General features: G+C 54.8%; 16 protein-coding genes and 1 tRNA gene. 7 read left to right on the top strand and 10 right to left on the bottom strand.

The window, feature by feature from the left end:
* Positions 1-40: 40 nt before the first annotated feature.
* The 3 genes from ASD8599_RS02115 to ASD8599_RS02110 form a co-directional block, all read right to left on the bottom strand.
* A complete protein-coding gene (locus ASD8599_RS02115) occupies positions 41-1,192 on the bottom strand; it encodes an aminomethyl transferase family protein (protein WP_108827007.1) in 1,152 nt (383 codons plus the stop codon).
* Positions 1,193-1,350: 158 nt separating this feature from the next.
* Positions 1,351-1,521, bottom strand: a complete 171-nt coding sequence (locus ASD8599_RS20215; RefSeq protein ID WP_181364388.1) for a hypothetical protein — start codon at positions 1,519-1,521, stop codon at positions 1,351-1,353.
* A gap of 29 nt (positions 1,522-1,550) precedes the next feature.
* Positions 1,551-2,948, bottom strand: a complete 1,398-nt coding sequence (locus tag ASD8599_RS02110; protein ID WP_108827006.1) for an ammonium transporter — start codon at positions 2,946-2,948, stop codon at positions 1,551-1,553.
* A gap of 203 nt (positions 2,949-3,151) precedes the next feature.
* Here ASD8599_RS02110 and ASD8599_RS02105 point away from each other — a divergent pair, with 203 nt between their 5' ends.
* From ASD8599_RS02105 to ASD8599_RS02085, 5 genes are all read left to right on the top strand, one after another.
* Complete coding sequence (locus ASD8599_RS02105) at positions 3,152-4,081, top strand: class II glutamine amidotransferase (protein WP_108827005.1); 930 nt, start codon at positions 3,152-3,154, stop codon at positions 4,079-4,081.
* Between the two features lie 2 nt (positions 4,082-4,083).
* Positions 4,084-4,767, top strand: a complete 684-nt coding sequence (locus ASD8599_RS02100) for a GltB/FmdC/FwdC-like GXGXG domain-containing protein (protein WP_108827004.1) — start codon at positions 4,084-4,086, stop codon at positions 4,765-4,767.
* A 12-nt stretch (positions 4,768-4,779) separates the two neighbouring features.
* Positions 4,780-6,126 (top strand): FMN-binding glutamate synthase family protein, encoded by a 1,347-nt coding sequence (locus tag ASD8599_RS02095; protein ID WP_108827003.1) that lies wholly within the window; start codon positions 4,780-4,782, stop codon positions 6,124-6,126.
* 71 nt (positions 6,127-6,197) lie between these two features.
* A complete protein-coding gene (gene glnT, locus ASD8599_RS02090; protein ID WP_108829958.1) occupies positions 6,198-7,526 on the top strand; it encodes a type III glutamate--ammonia ligase in 1,329 nt (442 codons plus the stop codon).
* A gap of 29 nt (positions 7,527-7,555) precedes the next feature.
* A complete protein-coding gene (locus tag ASD8599_RS02085) occupies positions 7,556-8,890 on the top strand; it encodes an NAD(P)-binding domain-containing protein (protein ID WP_108827002.1) in 1,335 nt (444 codons plus the stop codon).
* Between the two features lie 27 nt (positions 8,891-8,917).
* Here ASD8599_RS02085 and ASD8599_RS02080 read toward each other — a convergent pair whose 3' ends face one another.
* The 6 genes from ASD8599_RS02080 to ASD8599_RS02055 form a co-directional block, all read right to left on the bottom strand.
* Complete coding sequence (locus tag ASD8599_RS02080; protein ID WP_146188174.1) at positions 8,918-9,331, bottom strand: hypothetical protein; 414 nt, start codon at positions 9,329-9,331, stop codon at positions 8,918-8,920.
* Between the two features lie 68 nt (positions 9,332-9,399).
* A complete protein-coding gene (locus tag ASD8599_RS02075; RefSeq protein WP_245925908.1) occupies positions 9,400-9,795 on the bottom strand; it encodes a hypothetical protein in 396 nt (131 codons plus the stop codon).
* Positions 9,792-10,190: a globin domain-containing protein gene (locus tag ASD8599_RS02070; protein WP_108827000.1), complete on the bottom strand. Its 399-nt coding sequence runs from the start codon at positions 10,188-10,190 to the stop codon at positions 9,792-9,794. Before ASD8599_RS02070 ends, ASD8599_RS02075 begins: the two co-directional genes overlap by 4 nt.
* Positions 10,187-12,559, bottom strand: coding sequence for a trimethylamine N-oxide demethylase (locus ASD8599_RS02065; protein WP_108826999.1), 2,373 nt, complete (start codon positions 12,557-12,559; stop codon positions 10,187-10,189). The genes ASD8599_RS02070 and ASD8599_RS02065 overlap by 4 nt, the downstream gene beginning before the upstream one ends.
* 99 nt (positions 12,560-12,658) lie before the next feature.
* The gene (locus tag ASD8599_RS02060) at positions 12,659-13,459 is read right to left on the bottom strand and encodes a helix-turn-helix domain-containing protein (RefSeq protein WP_181364387.1); all 801 of its coding nucleotides are present in this window, start codon (positions 13,457-13,459) and stop codon (positions 12,659-12,661) included.
* 694 nt (positions 13,460-14,153) lie between these two features.
* A tRNA-Arg gene (locus ASD8599_RS02055) sits at positions 14,154-14,230 on the bottom strand.
* A gap of 110 nt (positions 14,231-14,340) precedes the next feature.
* Here ASD8599_RS02055 and ASD8599_RS02050 point away from each other — a divergent pair.
* Both ASD8599_RS02050 and ASD8599_RS02045 read left to right on the top strand, forming a co-directional pair.
* Positions 14,341-15,375 (top strand): LacI family DNA-binding transcriptional regulator, encoded by a 1,035-nt coding sequence (locus tag ASD8599_RS02050; protein WP_108826997.1) that lies wholly within the window; start codon positions 14,341-14,343, stop codon positions 15,373-15,375.
* A complete protein-coding gene (locus tag ASD8599_RS02045) occupies positions 15,372-16,589 on the top strand; it encodes a winged helix-turn-helix domain-containing protein (protein ID WP_108826996.1) in 1,218 nt (405 codons plus the stop codon). Before ASD8599_RS02050 ends, ASD8599_RS02045 begins: the two co-directional genes overlap by 4 nt.
* Here ASD8599_RS02045 and ASD8599_RS02040 read toward each other — a convergent pair.
* Positions 16,551-18,101: a malonate--CoA ligase gene (locus tag ASD8599_RS02040; protein ID WP_108826995.1), complete on the bottom strand. Its 1,551-nt coding sequence runs from the start codon at positions 18,099-18,101 to the stop codon at positions 16,551-16,553. The two genes, ASD8599_RS02045 and ASD8599_RS02040, sit on opposite strands and share 39 nt — an antisense overlap.
* Between the last annotated feature and the right edge of the window lie 64 nt (positions 18,102-18,165).

Genomic DNA, 18,165 nt, shown 5'->3' with positions numbered 1-18,165 from the left:
GGATGCCACGCACGGCGCGACACCCCTTGATTGGTTTGGTTCAGCCTTTTGCTGTGCGGATTTTTTTGTCCTGATCGTAGAACGGCATTTCCTCGGCGGTTGCTGCCAGCTCTGTGCCATCCAATTGCACAACCGTCAGCTTGGTGCCGGCTTTGGCCGCGCTAGGGTCCAATCGTGCGATGGCCACGGAATAGTTGTTCAGATCAGAGGACAAACCATAAGTGATGACACCCACGTCTTTGCCATCCTGCATGATCCGTGCACCCATATCCATTTGCGCCATGCCGCCATCAGACAGCTGCACACCGTAGATTTTGAAGCGCTCTTTGCCTTCCAAAGCATAGTGGTTTTCCGCGCCGATAAAGCCTGTCTTGCCGGGGGATACCGTGAACTCCAGACCCAATTCCCAAATAGTGTCGCCGCACAGATCGTTGTCGAAGGGGAAGGTTTCGGAATTGTCGCCCGGATAGAACAGCAAATAGCTTTCGATGCGCAACATATCGAGCGTCGAGAACTGCACAGGGCGCACACCCATATCTTTGCCTGCATCCAGAATACTGTCCCACAAATGCGTGGCATCCTTACCCCGGCAGAAGATTTCGTAGCCACGCTCGCCGGTGTATCCCGTGCGACTGATCATGACATCACGACCAAACAGACGCGTTTGCATGATGCCGAAATACGCCAGATCGCGGATGGCGGGGATTTCGGCAGCCAACAAATCCACGGACACCGGACCTTGCAACGACATGTCGTGCAAATCATCGTCAAAAAGAACGGATACGTTTTTACCGGCGGCAACGGTGGTCAATTGCTCCATTCCGATGCCTGTGCCGTGCACAACCAGCCACGTGTTCACTGACAGATGGTAGATGATGCAGTCATCCACAAATTTGCCATCGGCGTTCAGCATGGACGCGTATGTGGATCGGCCAGGCGCGATTTTTTCGACGTTGCGCGTGGTGACACGGTCAATGACATAAGCGGCATCCGGGCCGACCAAATGTACCTTTTTCAAACCCGACACATCCATCAATCCGGCCTTGGTGCGGATTGCTTCATAGTCGGCTTTTGCGCGTTCGGGCGTATCGTCATAGAACCACGCAGTGCCCATCCCGTTCCAGTCTTCCAACTCTCCGCCGATTTCGGCGTGACGGTGCGCAAGCGCAGAATGCCTCCAAAGAATGGCCATGATGTTCTCCCTGTTCTATTCGAGTCTTTTGTTGCCAACATTGAGCCTCAGCTTGCTTTGAAAAGCAACATTCTCGTGCAATTTATTTTCCTGTCAGGCAAATTAAAACACAAAAGGCCGCCCAGATGGGCGGCCTTCCGTTTCAGTATGCGTCCGACTTACTTGTCGAATTTTTTGGCTTTCGCCGTTTCAGACCTTTGTCCGATCACCAGAACAGCGACACATATCACCGCCGCAACGAAGGTTGTGATCCCGGGCAAGGCACCGCCCCACCCCATAAACATCGCGCCGTCTACGACACTCCAGGACGCTTCTTCATATGGAAACATGGTATTTTCCTTTCAATTGAGTGTTGAGATTATTCAGCAGGTGTCACAGGTGCGTCTGTGCCCCACTCGGGATACCCAGCCGCCGGAACCTTCACGAGGTCCATACCCGCAAGTTCCGCCCCTTCACGGATACGCAGCATGCCGAACATCTTGAGGATGTAAGACACAACGTAGCCCGGCACGAACCCAAGCAGGAAGAAGACAACCGCACCAATGATCTGGCCCATCAGGTTGATGGTTGGCACTTCACCTGCAGCACCTTGAAGCGCCGGATAGCCGGAGCCCCAAATGCCCAGCATCACAACACCGTACAAGCCGATTGTGCCGTGGACTGTTACCGCACCCACCGCATCGTCGATGCCGCGGCGTTCCAGCCAGTCCGCACAGGGCTTCAGGATGATCCCGGCAGAGAATGCGACAACAAAGGCCAGCGCAGGGAAGTAGATGTCGAGACCAGAGGCCGTGGAAATGATCCCGGCCAAAGCGCCCGACATCATCCAGAACGGATCACGCGTGAACAACCAGCTGCCAATCACACCACCGGCAACTGCCATCAGGATGTTGAAGGCCAAAGCAGACAACGTAATCGGTGTGCCGTAAATGGTCGCGAATTTGTCAGGGAACCAGGACCACGCTTCACCCGGAGGAACCACGCAGGCCATCAAGAAGCCGAAAAAGCCAACGATAATCAACATCAGCCCCACAACCGTCAGCGGCATGTTGTGCCCTGGGATATGGTTGGCTGACCCATCGGCATTAAACTTGCCGATGCGTGGCCCAAGATTGATCAAGACACCCAGTGCAAAGAAACCGGCAACAGCATGTACCAGACCGGCAGCCCCAAAATCATGAACGCCGAACTTGGTCACCAGCCAACCATCCGCGTGCCAACCCCAAGCGGCCGCAACAACCCAGGCAAAGGACCCTAGAACAACTGCAAGGATGATGAAACCAACCGTTTGAATACGTTCGATCACGGCACCCGACATAATGGATGCCGTCGTCGCTGCGAACAGTGCAAACGCGCCAAAAAATACACCCGAGATGTTATCGCCAATATTCGGCCCCATGTATTGGGCCGCATCGCCCCAACCCAAAGCAATCGAATTGGCATATTCTACGCCAGAAATGCCCATTGGTCCTGCGTCGCCCGGAATCCCTGTTGGGAACCCGAAATAGACCCACCAGCCAAAGAAGTAGAAGGTCGGGATCATGAAGGCGAAGGCCAGAATGTTCTTCACGCCCGAGCTTAGCACGTTCTTAAGACGTGACGCGCCCATCTCATAGGCGAGAAAGCCTGCATGGATGATGATCATCAACGGGATCGTTAAATAGTAAAACGTTTCGGCAAACATACGGTTGGTCGTACTGCCGCTCCCTTGTAGCGCCGCAATTTGGGCGGCTAATTCTGCAATCTGTTCTTCCACGTTTCGTCCCCTGTCGTTGTCATAGCTTTTGTTCACCGTCGTATACCGGACGCGGTGTTAACCAAAAATGAAACACGAGACGGAAATCAAAGCGACTCTTTTTTTCACGTAGGTGAAAAAAAGTTTCCTAAGTGTTGAGCGCCAGATTTTTTGATGCTAGCGTTTGAGTCGATGAATTCACCGACCCGAGGGGGAACTTTGCAATGTGCGGTATCGTAGGACTATTTCTAAAAGACGCCTCTTTGGAGCCGCAGCTTGGTGACATGTTAACAAACATGCTGATCACCATGACAGATCGCGGACCGGACAGTGCCGGAATTGCCATTTATGGTGAAGAAACAAATGGTAAGGCGAAGCTGACGGTCCAGTCAGACAACCCTGAAGACGACTTTAAAGGCCTTGATTCAGCCTTGCGCAAAAAGATCAAAGGCAATGTGTCGATGCAGGTGCAAGACACCCATGCAGTGCTCGAAATGCAAGCCGACCAGATCCCTGTTGCACGCGCGGCACTTCTGGAAATCAACCCAAGCGTTCGGGTGATGTCGCACGGTGAAACACTGCAAATTTACAAAGAAGTCGGGTTGCCTAAAAATGTGGCAGAACGCTTTGATATTCGTAAAATGAGCGGAACACACGGCATCGGCCACACCCGTATGGCCACCGAATCTGCGGTCACAACCATGGGCGCGCACCCGTTCAACACCGGTGTGGATCAGTGTCTTGTTCACAACGGATCGCTGTCCAACCACAACTCTTTGCGCCGCAAGTTGCGTCGTTTGGGTGTCCACATCGAAACCGAGAACGACACCGAAGTGGGCGCAGCTTACCTCACGTGGAAAATGCAAACGGGGTCAACTTTGGGCGAAGCCTTGCAAAGCTCGCTTGATGATCTGGACGGGTTCTTTACCTTCGTGGTCGGCACCAAAGACGGCTTTGGCGTTGTTCGTGATCCAATTGCTTGCAAACCCGCCGTCATGGCCGAGACCGATCAATACGTGGCCTTCGGTTCCGAATACCGCGCGCTGGTCGATCTGCCGGGCATCGAAACCGCCCGCGTTTGGGAACCCGAACCCGCAACCGTCTATTTCTGGAGCCACAACGCGGCCCCGACCTCTACCGAAAAGGCCGCTTGAACATGCAAACAATTGATCTGTCAGACGTAGGTCTGCGCGAAACCAACAAAACGCTGCACGCTCAGTCCGCTGACACCAATCAAACGGCCTGGGAAATCATAAACCCGCGCGGTGCGCATGCCATTGCCTGCGGTCTGGATGCCCCAATCGAAGTGACGGTCAAAGGATCCACCGGCTACTATTGCGGCGGCATGAACCAACAAGCCACTGTCAAGATTGACGGATCTGCCGGTCCGGGCACAGGTGAAAACATCATGTCCGGCAAAATCGTCATCGAAGGGGACGCCAGCCAATATCTAGGCGCCACAGGCCATGGCGGTCTGATTGTGGTCAAAGGCAATGCGTCGTCGCGCTGTGGCATTTCCATGAAAGGCGTGAACATCGTCGTTCAGGGCAACATTGGACACATGTCCGCATTCATGGGCCAGTCGGGCAACCTTGTGGTGTGCGGCGATGCAGGCGACGCATTGGGCGACAGCTGCTATGAAGCCCGCTTCTTTGTGCGCGGCACCGTAAAGTCACTGGGTGCGGATTGCGAAAAGAAAGAGATGCGTGAAGAGCATCTGACGCTGCTGCAAGGCCTTTTGGACGAAGCAGGCATAGATGCCGACCCAAAGGATTTCACGCGCTATGGGTCCGCCCGTACATTGTACAATTTCGACGTCGATAACGCCGGCGCATATTAAGGACACCCGACAATGAACAAACATGACCCCAAGGGTATCCCCCACACAACGCCGCGCCAGTCCGCGACGTTTACCCAAGACATAAACAGCGACATCCGCCGTGCAGCTGCAACCGGCATCTACGACATCCGTGGTGGCGGTGCGAAACGCAAAGTGCCATCATTTGATGATCTGCTGTTCATGGGCGCCTCCATCTCTCGCTATCCTTTGGAAGGCTACCGCGAGAAATGCGAAACCAATGTCACCATCGGCGGTTTGCACGCATCCAACCCGATTGAGCTGGATATTCCGATCACGATCGCGGGCATGTCCTTTGGTGCGCTGTCCGGCCCCGCCAAAGAGGCATTGGGCCGTGGGGCATCCATGGCTGGCACATCCACCACCACAGGCGACGGCGGCATGACACCTGAAGAACGCGGTCATTCCAGCAAGCTTGTCTATCAGTACCTACCCAGTCGCTATGGCATGAACCCCGACGATCTGCGCAAGGCAGACGCCATCGAGATTGTTGTGGGCCAAGGTGCGAAACCCGGCGGCGGCGGCATGTTGCTGGGGCAAAAGATCAGCGACCGCGTTGCCGAAATGCGCAATCTTCCCAAGGGGATCGACCAACGCTCGGCCTGCCGTCACCCTGACTGGACCGGCCCGGACGATCTGGAAATCAAAATTCTGGAACTGCGTGAAATCACCGGTTGGAAAGTGCCAATCTATGTGAAGGTTGCGGGGGCGCGCCCCTACTATGACACGACACTTGCCATCAAAGCAGGCGCAGACGCGGTTGTTCTGGACGGGATGCAAGGCGGCACAGCGGCCACGCAGGACGTCTTCATCGAACATGTGGGTCAGCCAACATTGGCCATCGTGCGCCCTGCCGTTCAGGCGTTGCAAGACCTTGGCATGCATCGCAAAGTGCAGCTGATCCTGTCCGGTGGTATCCGGTCCGGCGCAGACGTGGCCAAAGCCATGGCACTTGGCGCAGATGCAGTGGCCATCGGCACGGCAGCCCTGATCGCTTTGGGCGACAACGACCCCAAGTGGGAAGCAGAATACAACGCATTGGGCACAACCGCCGGCGCCTATGATGACTGGCACGAAGGTCAGGATCCTGCAGGCATCACCACGCAAGACCCGGAACTGATGAAACGCTTTGACCCGATCGAAGGGGGGCGTCGCCTGAAGAACTATCTGAAGGTCATGACGCTTGAGGCCCAAACAATCGCGCGGGCTTGCGGTAAAAACCACCTGCACAACCTTGAACCCGAGGATCTGGTGGCGCTGACAATGGAAGCCGCCGCCATGGCAAAAGTGCCTCTGGCAGGCACCGATTGGTATCCGGGCAAACCCGGCACCTCTTACTAAATCACACCACAACGAAGGGCGCGGCAGCGATGCACGCGCCCTCATTTTTTCAGAACGACAGGGAATTCAAAATGGCCACCGACCTTGCAAAATTCGCCGAAGACAATGGCGTAAAATACTTCATGATTTCGTTTACGGACCTCTTTGGCGGGCAACGCGCCAAGTTGGTGCCTGCGCGTGCTATCGCAGACATGCAAGAAGACGGCGCCGGGTTTGCGGGCTTTGCGACATGGCTTGATCTGACACCTGCCCACCCCGACATGTTGGCTGTGCCAGACCCAGAGGCCGTGATCATCCTGCCTTGGAACCGAGAAATCGCTTGGGTGCCCGGAAACTGTGTCATGGAAGGCGAAGACGTGGCCCAAGCGCCCCGCAACGTCTTGCGCAAACTTATCGCGGAAGCCGCCGAAGAAGGCATGCATGTCAAAACGGGCATCGAAGCCGAATTCTTCCTGCTGACCCCCCAAGGCGAAGAAATCAGCGACAGCTTCGATACTGCTGCCAAGCCTTGTTATGACCAACAGGCCTTTATGCGTCGCTTGGATGTGATCCGCGAAATCAGCGATCACATGTTGGAAATGGGTTGGAACCCCTACCAGAACGACCACGAAGACGCCAACGGCCAATGGGAAATGAACTGGGACTTCGATGATGCGTTAAAGACCGCAGACCGCCACTCGTTCTTCAAGTTTATGACCAAATGCGTCGCGGAAAAACACGGCTACCGCGCAACGTTCATGCCCAAGCCCATCGAAGGGCTAACAGGCAACGGATGCCATGCGCATATCTCGGTTTGGGATGCACCGGGGGCAGATGCCAAAACAAACGTCTTTGCGGGCGAAGGCGAAGGCCAGACGGGCGAATTGGGCCTGTCCGAGCGCGGCAAGCATTTCCTTGGCGGCATCATGAAACACGCCAGCGCCTTGGCCGCTATTACCAACCCCACCGTCAACAGCTACAAGCGCATCAACGCGCCACGCACAATGTCAGGCGCCACATGGGCCCCCAACACCGTCACATGGACCGGCAACAACCGCACCCATATGGTGCGCGTCCCCGGCCCCGGCCGCTTTGAATTGCGCCTGCCTGATGGCGCGGTGAACCCGTATCTGTTGCAAGCCGTCATCATTGCCGCGGGCCTGTCTGGCATCCGATCCAAAGCGGACCCGGGTAAGCGCCACGACATCGACATGTACGCAGAAGGCCACAAGGTGCGTGGTGCGCCCAAGCTGCCGTTGAACATGTTGGACGCCTTGCGCGAATACGACAAAGACAAAGGATTGAAGACGATGATGGGTGAAGAATTCTCCGCCGCTTATCTGAAAATGAAGATGCAGGAATGGAACGACTTCACTTCCTTCTTCAGCCAGTGGGAACGCGACAACACCCTCGACATCTAACGTTGATTTTTTGAAACACGGAGACACCCATGACTAAAAGAATAGCCATTATCGGCGCGGGCCCTTCCGGTCTTGCGCAATTGCGCGCCTTTCAATCGGCCAAAGATGCAGGCGCAGACATCCCGGAAATTGTTTGCTTTGAAAAGCAATCCAATTGGGGCGGCTTGTGGAACTACACATGGCGCACAGGCGTCGATCAATACGGCGAACCCGTACATGGTTCGATGTACCGCTACTTGTGGTCCAATGGCCCCAAAGAGGGTTTGGAATTTGCCGACTATTCCTTTGAGGAGCACTTCGGCAAACAAATCGCAAGCTACCCGCCCCGCGCCGTGCTGTTTGACTACATCGAAGGTCGCGTCAAAAAGGCTGGTGTGCGCGACTTGATCCGCTTTGAAACGGTGGTCCGCCGCGTTGATTTTGAAGATGGCAAGTTCACCGTCACGGTCAAGAATCTGCCGGCTGACGAAGAGTACTCAGAAGAATTCGACCACGTCATATGCGCACCCGGTCACTTTTCGACACCGAACGTGCCGGAATTCAAAGGCTTCGAAAGCTTCAAGGGGCGCGTTTTGCATGCGCATGACTTCCGCGATGCGCTTGAGTTCAAGGATCAGGACATTCTGATCGTCGGCACCTCTTATTCCGCCGAAGACATCGGATCGCAGTGCTGGAAATATGGCGCCAAATCCATCACCGTGTCCCACCGCACCGCCCCTATGGGCCACGACTGGCCCGACAACTGGGCCGAGGTGCCGCTGTTGACCCATGTCGATGGCAACACAGCCCATTTCAAAGACGGCACAAGCCGCCATGTTGACGCCGTACTGCTGTGCACGGGCTACCAGCACCATTTCCCTTTCATGTCCGAATATCTGCGCCTGAAAACCGCCAACCGACTGGCCACTGCCGATCTGTACAAAGGTGTGGTTTGGATAGACAATCCGGCGCTGTTCTATCTGGGAATGCAGGACCAATGGTTCACGTTCAACATGTTCGATGCGCAGGCTTGGTGGGTGCGCGATGTGATTATGGACCGCATCACCCTGCCCGATCGCGCCACAATGGAAGCGGATGTAACGGACCGGGTCGCACGCGAAGATGCGGGCGAGGATGACTATGATGCCATCTGGTATCAAGGCGACTACATCAAGGAACTGATCGCGGAAACCGACTATCCGTCCTTCGATGTGGAAGGTGCTTGTCAGGCGTTCAAAGCATGGAAAGGCCATAAGAAGGCCGGCATCATGACTTTCCGCGACAATGGCTACAAATCTGTCATCACAGGCACCATGGCCCCCAAACACCACACGCCATGGAAAGACGCGCTGGATGACAGCCTTGAGGTCTATCTACAAAACTAAAACCTATGGCGGGGCGCAAGCCCCGCCTTACGAGGCCGCGTCAAACCGCAAGAAAATATAGGTTTGATTTAGGTTGCCCTTGTCCTTCAACGACAATGAAACACTGCCGTTGTAGGCCTGAAACGTCTTTTGATCGTAGCTATCGGGGTGGTTTACGCCGTTTTTACCAGTCCGTTCGGTGACCTCAGGGCCGACACAGTGCGTCATCAGCTGGGCTAGATCATCAAAGACTTTTTGCGCAACATCCGCACGGTATTCAAACGGGTAGGCGCAATGGCTGGAACGCGCACCTGATATCAGCAGCGACATGCCACATTGCGCGGGGCCGGTTGTGCCCTCCAATTGCTGACCTGCCGGTTGAATGTGTTCCGTATCAATGGGCGGTTGCATCCAGTTCCAGATGTTCGTGCACGCGCTGGTATGCCCTGCCGATGCGGTCATCCCAACCATCATTAGCCCTGTCGCCATGCCCCGCAACGCTCTAAATGCAAACCTGGGAAACCGGACGCTCACTGTGCCACCAACTGTTGACCTTGGATCACCCGAAACGGTGTGGGCGGTGTCTTTTTGCTGACCCAATAAAAGGCACCTGCGTATTCCATCACATACCAGCCTTCCCAGTCTGTATCGCGCGGCCAGATGCTTTGGTATTCGGCGCGGTCTTCATCAACGCGCCATTTTCCAAGTGTCGATCGTACACCCTCTTGCGCATAGATGGTGGAGCCGTCTGCATCAAAATACTGCCGGTACTTTGCGCCCTCCCATTTGCCCACAGCGGTATTACCGGACAGCAAGGCGTCAATTTCGTGAGCCTGAAGTTTCACCGACTGCGCCATGGCGCCCGTGGCCAATGTCATAAACGCAGCGGCCGCACATGCAGATTTCAACAGTTTCTTGAGTTTCATGCGCCTGCGACCTCTCCGTTGTTGACCAGCATCAAAGCGACACGGCGCAGCGTGGTTCTAAGCCGTGTGGTGGCCGGTGTCATGTGCCCCAGATCACGCAGCGTATTGTCCATCACTGTCAGCCACAGTTCTGCATCTTCTTGAAAAATCGGCACATGCGCGTGAATTTCACGCACGTGCATGTGACGGTGTTTTTCCAGATAATACTGACGCCCACCCATGAAACCCGACATAAAATTGAACTGTTCTTCACGGGTGTGGGCAAGACCGTGGCCGTCCATGTGCAATTCCAGCAAACGGGCAGCCGCAGGGTCGCTTTCGACAAGATCATAAAAATGTCCGACCAATTCGCGCAGGCCGTCTTCGCCACCGATTTGATCGATCATTGCGGTCATGAGCGCGGGCGTTCCTTGCCGGGGTCAAAGGCCGCCACCGCAGGTGCGATCACGGCAGGCAAACGCTTTTGGTGACCATCCAGTTTGCCGATTTCCAATTCTGTCCCAACCGCTGCATGGGCCACGTCAACGCGGGCCAACGCAATGTTTTTGCCCAATATCGGCGACCGCATCGCAGAGGTCACTTCCCCGACTTGCGCACGTCCCACATGCACGCAATCACCGTGGCCCACATCAATGGCGCTGTCGATCTCAAGTCCCACCAGCTTGCGCATCGGGTGTTCTTTGCGCCGTATCAACGCATCACGTCCGATAAAGTCATCCGTTTTGGATTTCAAAGGTACGGTGAAACCGATCCCTGCTTCGAACGGGTCCGTTTGGTCTGTAAAATCATATCCCGCAAAGATAAGCCCCGCCTCAATGCGGACCATATCCAGCGCCTCAAGACCCATGGGTTTTATGCCGTGATCCTGACCTGCTTCCCAAATTGCGTCAAAAATCTCGGGGGCGTCTTTGGGGTGGCACATCACTTCGTAGCCCAATTCACCTGTGTACCCCGTGCGCGACAAAACAAAGGGTGTGCCGGTTTCGTTGTGCAGCCGCGCGGGCGTAAAACGGAACCAGCCCAACTGGTCCATTTCGGGATTATGCGGGGCAGTCCAAACGATCTTGCGCAGTAAATCGCGGCTTTGTGGGCCTTGTACTGCCACATTATGCATCTGGTCGGTTGAGGCACGCACCAAGACTTTCAAACCCAGTTTTTCGGCTTGCTCGCGCATCCATTCGCCGCCGTAGTCATTACCCCCGATCCAGCGAAAGTTGTCGCGGCCCAAACGGAACACGGTGCCATCGTCGATCATGCCGCCGTGTTCATAACACATGGCGGTATAGACCACGCCGCCCACGGCCAACGTCTTCATGTTGCGGGTGAAAATATACTGGCACAGCGCTTCTGCGTCAGGCCCCATAATTTCGAATTTGCGCAACGGGCTCAGGTCCAGAATGACGCATTTTTCGCGGCAGGCGTGGTATTCTTCAATGGGGCCTGCGTCGGCATAGCAGTTGGCCAACCAATAGCCGTTGTATGCGATAAAGTTGCGCGTGTGTTGGGCGAACTTGTCGTGGAAACCGGTTTGTTTGGTCATTTTAGGCTCTGATTCTGGTGTTGGACGATACGCAACGGACCGTTGGAAGGTTTCTTTGCCGGAATAGGTACGCACATGGATGTCGGTTGGGTTCCAGCCATTGGCCGGGCTGGTGTCATCGGGGCAAGCCGAGGACACACACACAATATCCGTAAGCGCACGCAACAGCACATAATCACCGGGCCGCGACCACGGTTCGTCGGAATACATCACCCCGTGATCATCAAGGAATGTGTTGAAAAAGAAATTGATCGCCATCCACCCGGGACGACCCGCAACATTGAACTTGGACAAGGCGCTGTTGAAGTTGTCAGAACAATTCACATGCCCCGGATAGCCGATGTCGTCGTAATATTTGGCGGAACACGCCAGCGCAAATGCGTCGTGGCGCCCGCAGGTGTCTTGCACAACTTCAACCAGAGGCAACATTTCCTGATCGTAGTATTTCGCATGTAAACCGGGCATCGGATAGGCATGCCCCATCAAAGTGCGTGTGGTTGTGACGTCCAGCGCGTGCTCAATGCCTTTGTCAAGCTTTCGTGCCGAGAAGCATTCAAAATCAGTGCATTGCCGACCATCGACGTCCAAGATCTGGATGTAATCGCCTGCTTTGACAAAATACGCTTCGGCAGTTTGTGTATGGACACGAATATCGTCAAGCGGATCGGCAAGCGGGTCCGGCAGTTCAAAACCGACATGTTGTTTTAACACTGCCCGCTTCACCATAACCGTCAAAGGGGTCGTGGTGTTTTGCAGTTCAATGTCCATGGGTACGCCAGGGGCCGCGACTATAATGATGCCATCGCGCGTGACGCGCACGGTCTCTTGGGTTTTGGCCTTAGTCTGCGCATCAAACAGGCGCAAAGCTGGTGCCTCGTGCAGGTTGATACCGCGTGCGTCCAACCCCATACGCAGCCCGCGCAGCGACTGGTCACTGCTGGTCAAAAGCCTACGCAATCCGTCGGCTTGACTGTTGGATGGGGCATTCAGGATGCTTAAATCAACTTTACCGTTTTTCCCGGCTGCGACGATCTCACATATTTGCGCCCCTTCGTCGTTGATGATTGTGATCTGGTCCCCTGCAGACACAGGGATAAGCGCCGCGCCCATTCCTTCGATGGTGTAGCGTTCTGTACCGGGGGGCAGCGTGAACTGGCTTGGCACAAACATTTTGCTTGGGCGTGGGGCGCCGGGCCGCACTTTGGCATAGGGTTCGTCAAGCATGATGCGCTCCGTCAAAGGCGTGTTGCACGGGTGGAATATTTATTTACCGTGAAGAATATAGTCTGCCCTGCGTATTGCAAGAAAAACTGGTCCGCTTACCTAAGCCGCTTCAAACCGCAACAATTGCACCGATTTGCGGGCCCGCATTTTGGATGGGGTCAGGCCATATTCATCTTTGATCGCCTTGGACAAGGTGTTGTTGGACCCAAAGCCCGTAGCCACCGCGATCTCGACCAAAGGCAGCAGTGTTTCTTCGATCATAACCCGCGCCCGTTTCGCCCGCAGTCGCTTATAAAATTTGGCAGGCGTTTCATTCAACGAAGCTTTGAAGGACCGCTCCAACTGACGGGTGGAAATGCCAATCTCATCGGCAAGGGCAGACATCGGCAAAGGATCCGCAACACTGTCTTCCATTTTGCGCAATACCTGAGTGATCTGTGCATCAAACAGGCTTGTGTTGTGCGCGATGTGTTTGGGTTGCTCCGCGTCACTTTGGCGAATGGCACCCAAAAGCAAACGGTTGCCAAGTTCAGCCACCTGTTCGGAGGTCAAAAACGGCGCGATCAACCCGATGATCAGTTCCGATGTCGACGCCCCACCACCGGCGGCGGTGATAACACCGTTGCTTTTTTCAGAGAATCTGGTGCTTAGGGCGGGGTAACACCCTGTTTCTTCCAGCTTGGCCGCCTCACGCCAGTGCGTCGTGACTTTGCCCGATGGGTTGGTTTGCCGAATGTAGTTGGTCGCAGCCTCCGACAACAAAACGACAGTTAGCATTTTGCGCTGCATTAACCGCATTTTGCGGGGCCAGACGTGGTTCTGCTCCACTTCGCCGCCGACCACGATCATAGTCTCGGCGGAAACCGCGTCGTCTATACAAGGGTTCGCGTCAACGATCATGCCGCCCCTGCTTCTCACATAACCTGGCGTGTCGGACACACATGTCCACGAGAACAATGGCTGCGCCAGAACACTGTTGGCCGTCCGCAATGTTGTTATGACCGAAGACACCTCGGCTTCGGCAAATCCAGGGGTGACAAAAATTTCAAAAGCGCACTTGCGTGTGCTGCCTCCGAAAACTGGCTTCATCTGAGCAACACTGTCAAAGTTGGTTTCCGGGCGCCCCATCTTATGTATCCCTCTGTGCAGTTCGACCGCCTGATGCCGCAAAACGCTTGCCACCAAGGCACCGGCCTAAAGTTTGATCGTCAGGTGTAGTTTTCATTTCAAACTCACATTCGCTTGTGCAAAGAGTGATTCACGACTTTCCTCATGATAAAAATTTATTCCCACGTGTCAAACCAAATGCAGCGACCTGTCCGGACAATGTCGACAATTTGAAACGTTTTTGAATGCATTCCGGCACACAACTTCAAATTCAACCGCAATTCCCGACACACTCAAAATCACAGCACCTAAGCAAAAGCAGCCTTTGGCCTGTAGGTTTGGAAGACACCGAAAGCTGTTGTTTGGGTCTTGCCGATATCGTTAGGAAACCCCTTAACCAGCGCCAGTCCCACCATGATGAATGCTGTACATATGCAGTTCACATCAGAGACCCTAATACGATTGGTTCAGAAAAAGTCGACCATCTTGGCGACCCCGGCAGGATTCGAACCTGCAACCTGCCCCTTAGGAGGGGGCTGCTCTATCCAGTTGAGCCACGGGGCCGTATTACGCGTTTAATGCACATCTGCGCCCGTGTCATCATTGCTTGCGTTCACTTGTCTTTGGCATGAAGTTTGCGCTACCGTTGTCCAAAGTAAACAGGACATATCCCTTTGAATGACACCACAAAACGCCCGCTGACTCTTCGTGATGTTTCTGAAGCCTCTGGTGTTTCGGAAATGACGGTCAGTCGCGTTTTGCGCAATCGGGGGGATGTGTCCGATGCAACGCGCAAACGGGTTCTCGCCGCGGCAAAAGAATTGGGCTACGTGCCGAACCAGATTGCGGGGTCTTTGGCCAGCCAGCGGGTCAATCTTGTCGCTGTCATTATTCCGTCTCTCGGCAACATGGTGTTCCCCGAAGTTTTGAACGGCATCAATCAGGTCTTTGACGCCACGCCGCTACAACCCGTTGTGGGGGTCACGGATTATCTTCCCGAAAAAGAAGAACGCGTCTTGTACGAGATGCTGTCGTGGCGACCATCCGGTGTCATCATGGCAGGGCTAGAACATTCCGATGCGGCACGTGCCATGATGAAAAATGCAGGTATTCCTGTTGTGGAAATCATGGACACGGACGGCCGCGCGGTAGATTCCATGGTCGGCATCTCACACCGCCGCGCAGGCATGGAAATGGCAAAAGCCATCCTGAAACAAGGCTATGAACACATCGGTTTTTTAGGCACCAAAATGCCTTTGGATCACCGTGCCCGCAAACGGTTTGAAGGCTTGACCGAAGGGCTTGGAAAAGCCGGCGTCGAGATCGAAGCACGTGACTTCTACGAAGGCGGATCGGCGCTGGCCAAGGGGCGCGAGATGACGCAAACCATGCTTGAAAAGAACCCCGATCTGGACTTTTTGTACTTTTCCAATGACATGATCGGCGCTGGCGGTTTGTTGTATCTTTTGGATCAAGGCATTGATGTTCCTGGCCAAATCGGATTGGCGGGATTCAATGGCGTGGAGCTATTGCAAGGTCTGCCGCGTCAATTGGCGACGATGGACGCTTGTCGTCTCGACATAGGTCGCCAAGCGGCACAGATCATCATTGACCGCAATGTCGACGGCGCAGATCAAGCGCCCGTACACACCACCTTGACCCCGACCATCAGCTTCGGCGACACGTTGCGTCGCGACCGACGCGTGTGACCGGGTACGTCCTGAACAACCGCGCGGCGCGGCGCGTCTTTTTACACCGCCATTTGCTAAGCGATACACCGCAAGGCGATGCGACCGGTGACGCCTTGCTGGATGTCATCACGCAGTTGGGTTTTGTGCAGTTGGACAGCATCAATACAGTCGCCCGCGCCCACGATTTGATCTTGTTTTCGCGCAAGGCCCGGTATCGTCCCAAGGCCCTAAAAACTCTGTATGAAACAGACCGCAGCCTGTTTGAACACTGGACACATGACGCCGCCGTCATTCCAATGGAGTTCTACCGGCATTGGTCTATGCGTCGGGAACGGGATGCCGAAAAATTACGCAAGCAATACAAAAACTGGCGGCGAGAAGGCTACGAAGCCCTGTTTCAGACTGTTCTGGATCAAATCAAAGCAGAAGGCCCTTTATCGTCATCAGATGTTGGCAAGGATGAGAAAAAAGGCAGCGGTGGCTGGTGGGACTGGCACCCGTCCAAAACGGCATTGGAATACCTGTGGCGCAGCGGGGCTTTGGCGGTCACAGGCCGAGAAGGATTTCAAAAACGCTACGATTTGACGGAACGGGTGGTGGCCCCCGATTTATGTGACCCAGCAAACGCTCCGACAGAGGCTGAAACAATTGATTGGTGCTGCAACACAGCGCTGGACCGATTGGGCTTTGCGAGCCACACAGAAATCGCAGCGTTCTGGGCGCATGTTACTGTGGCCGAAGCGCGCAAATGGTGTGAAACAGCACTGGCCCGCGGTCAGATCATGCGGTGTCTGGTTGAGGGGGTGAACGGCGATCTCAAGCCGCAGTTTGCACGACCCAACCTGCCAGAAGATCCCGCCCTTGAGATTTCGCCCACAAAACGTCTGCGGGTTTTAAGCCCTTTTGATCCTGCGTTGCGCGACCGTAAGCGGGCCGAACGCTTGTTCGGGTTCAATTACCGCATCGAGGTATTTGTACCGGAACCCAAACGCACCTACGGGTACTATGTGTTTCCGATCCTTGAAGGTGACAGACTGGTGGGCCGCGTCGATATGAAAGCGTTCCGCGACCGCGATGTGTTACATGTCAAAGCGCTTTGGCCTGAAAACGGGGTCCGCTGGACAACGGCACGGGCCAACGCATTTGAAGCCGAATTGCAGCGCCTGACAAAACTTGCAGGCGTCTCTCAAGTGTCATTTGAGAACGAGTGGCTTCGGCTTGGCGGCCCCTAAGGCATCCACAAACCAGTCACCGTAGGTGTCACGCATCACATTTTTTTGCACTTTGCCCATGGTATTGCGGGGCAATTCATCGACCACAATATAATCACGCGGATGTTTGAACCGCGCCACATCCACCCCCATCATCGCACGAATTGCGTCCAGATCGGGGCCTGCGCCACTGCGCACCAAAACCGCTAAAGCAGCTTCGCCCATGTCAGCGTGTGGCACCGCAATGACAGCGCTTTCCAACACACCCGGCTGATCATCAAGGATCATTTCCAGTTCCTTGGGATAAATGTTGAAGCCGCCTGAGATAATCAAATCCTTACCGCGCCCCACAATGGTGACATACCCGTCAGCATCCATTTGCGCCAAATCCCCCGTGATGAAAAAACCGTCATCGCGCAGTTCTTCCGCTGTCTTTTCAGGCATATTCCAATAGCCTTTGAACACATTGGGACCGCGCACTTCGATCACTCCGATTTCGCCCTGCGGCACCTCGACACCTGTGTCGGGATCACAAATTTTCACCTCGACACCGCGCAAAGGCAGCCCGACCGTTCCGGCACGTCGCTGTCCATGCAGCGGGTTGGATGTGTTCATGTTGGTTTCCGTCATTCCGTACCGTTCCAACACTTTATGACCGGTGCGGGCTTCAAACTGGTCATGCGTATCTTTCAACATCGGCGCGGAACCGGAGATGAACAAACGCATATGACCTGTCAAATCGCGGTCAAAAGCGGGATTGTCCAAAAGCCGTGTGTAAAACGTCGGCACCCCCATCATAGAAGTGCATCGCGTCATCAAAGCGATCATCTGATCGGCGTCAAATTTGGGCAGAAACATCATCGCGCCACCCGCTTGAAGCGTGATATTCGTGGCCACAAACAGGCCGTGGGTGTGAAAAATCGGCAACGCATGCAACAGCACATCACTGTGCGTGAACTCCCACGCATCTGTCAGCGTATGTGCATTGGACAAAAGGTTGTCTTGCGTCAGCATTGCCCCCTTGGACCGCCCCGTTGTGCCGGATGTATACAGGAATGCGGCCAAATCATCACCGCTGCGATCCGTGGCACTTAACTGCGGGGCGCGATCCCTGGCCTGCTCTGCAAATGTGCCATCTGCATCCACACCCAGTGTCGCCAATTGCGCACCTGCTGCCTCAGCAACAGGCCATAGCGCATCTTCCTTGGAGGGGTCACAAACAATCAGTTTCGCGCCGCTGTCTTGCAAAAAATAGGACACTTCAGCCGGGGCGTATGCAGTGTTCAACGGCAAGAAAATCACCCCCGAAATGACACAAGCAGCATAAATGGCCAAAGCATCCGGCGACTTTTCAATCTGAACGGCCAAACGATCGCCCGGTGCAAGCTCTGCCGCTCGCAAGACGGCCGCAAACCGCCCTGCCCGTGTTAGGAAATCCCCATAACTCAGTCGCCCGCCGCCGGGCAAAAACAAAAACGGGGCCGCAGACCCGATATGAGGCTGAAACAATTGATCAAATAGAGGGTTGGCCATGGGAAACTCTTATGTTCGAAACGGTCTTCACAACACAGCATAGCCCCATTGCACGCACTTGGAA

The organism is Ascidiaceihabitans donghaensis, from assembly GCF_900302465.1.
Taxonomy (GTDB): Bacteria; Pseudomonadota; Alphaproteobacteria; order Rhodobacterales; family Rhodobacteraceae; genus Ascidiaceihabitans; species Ascidiaceihabitans donghaensis.
This window is presented reverse-complemented; position numbering and strand designations above follow the sequence as displayed.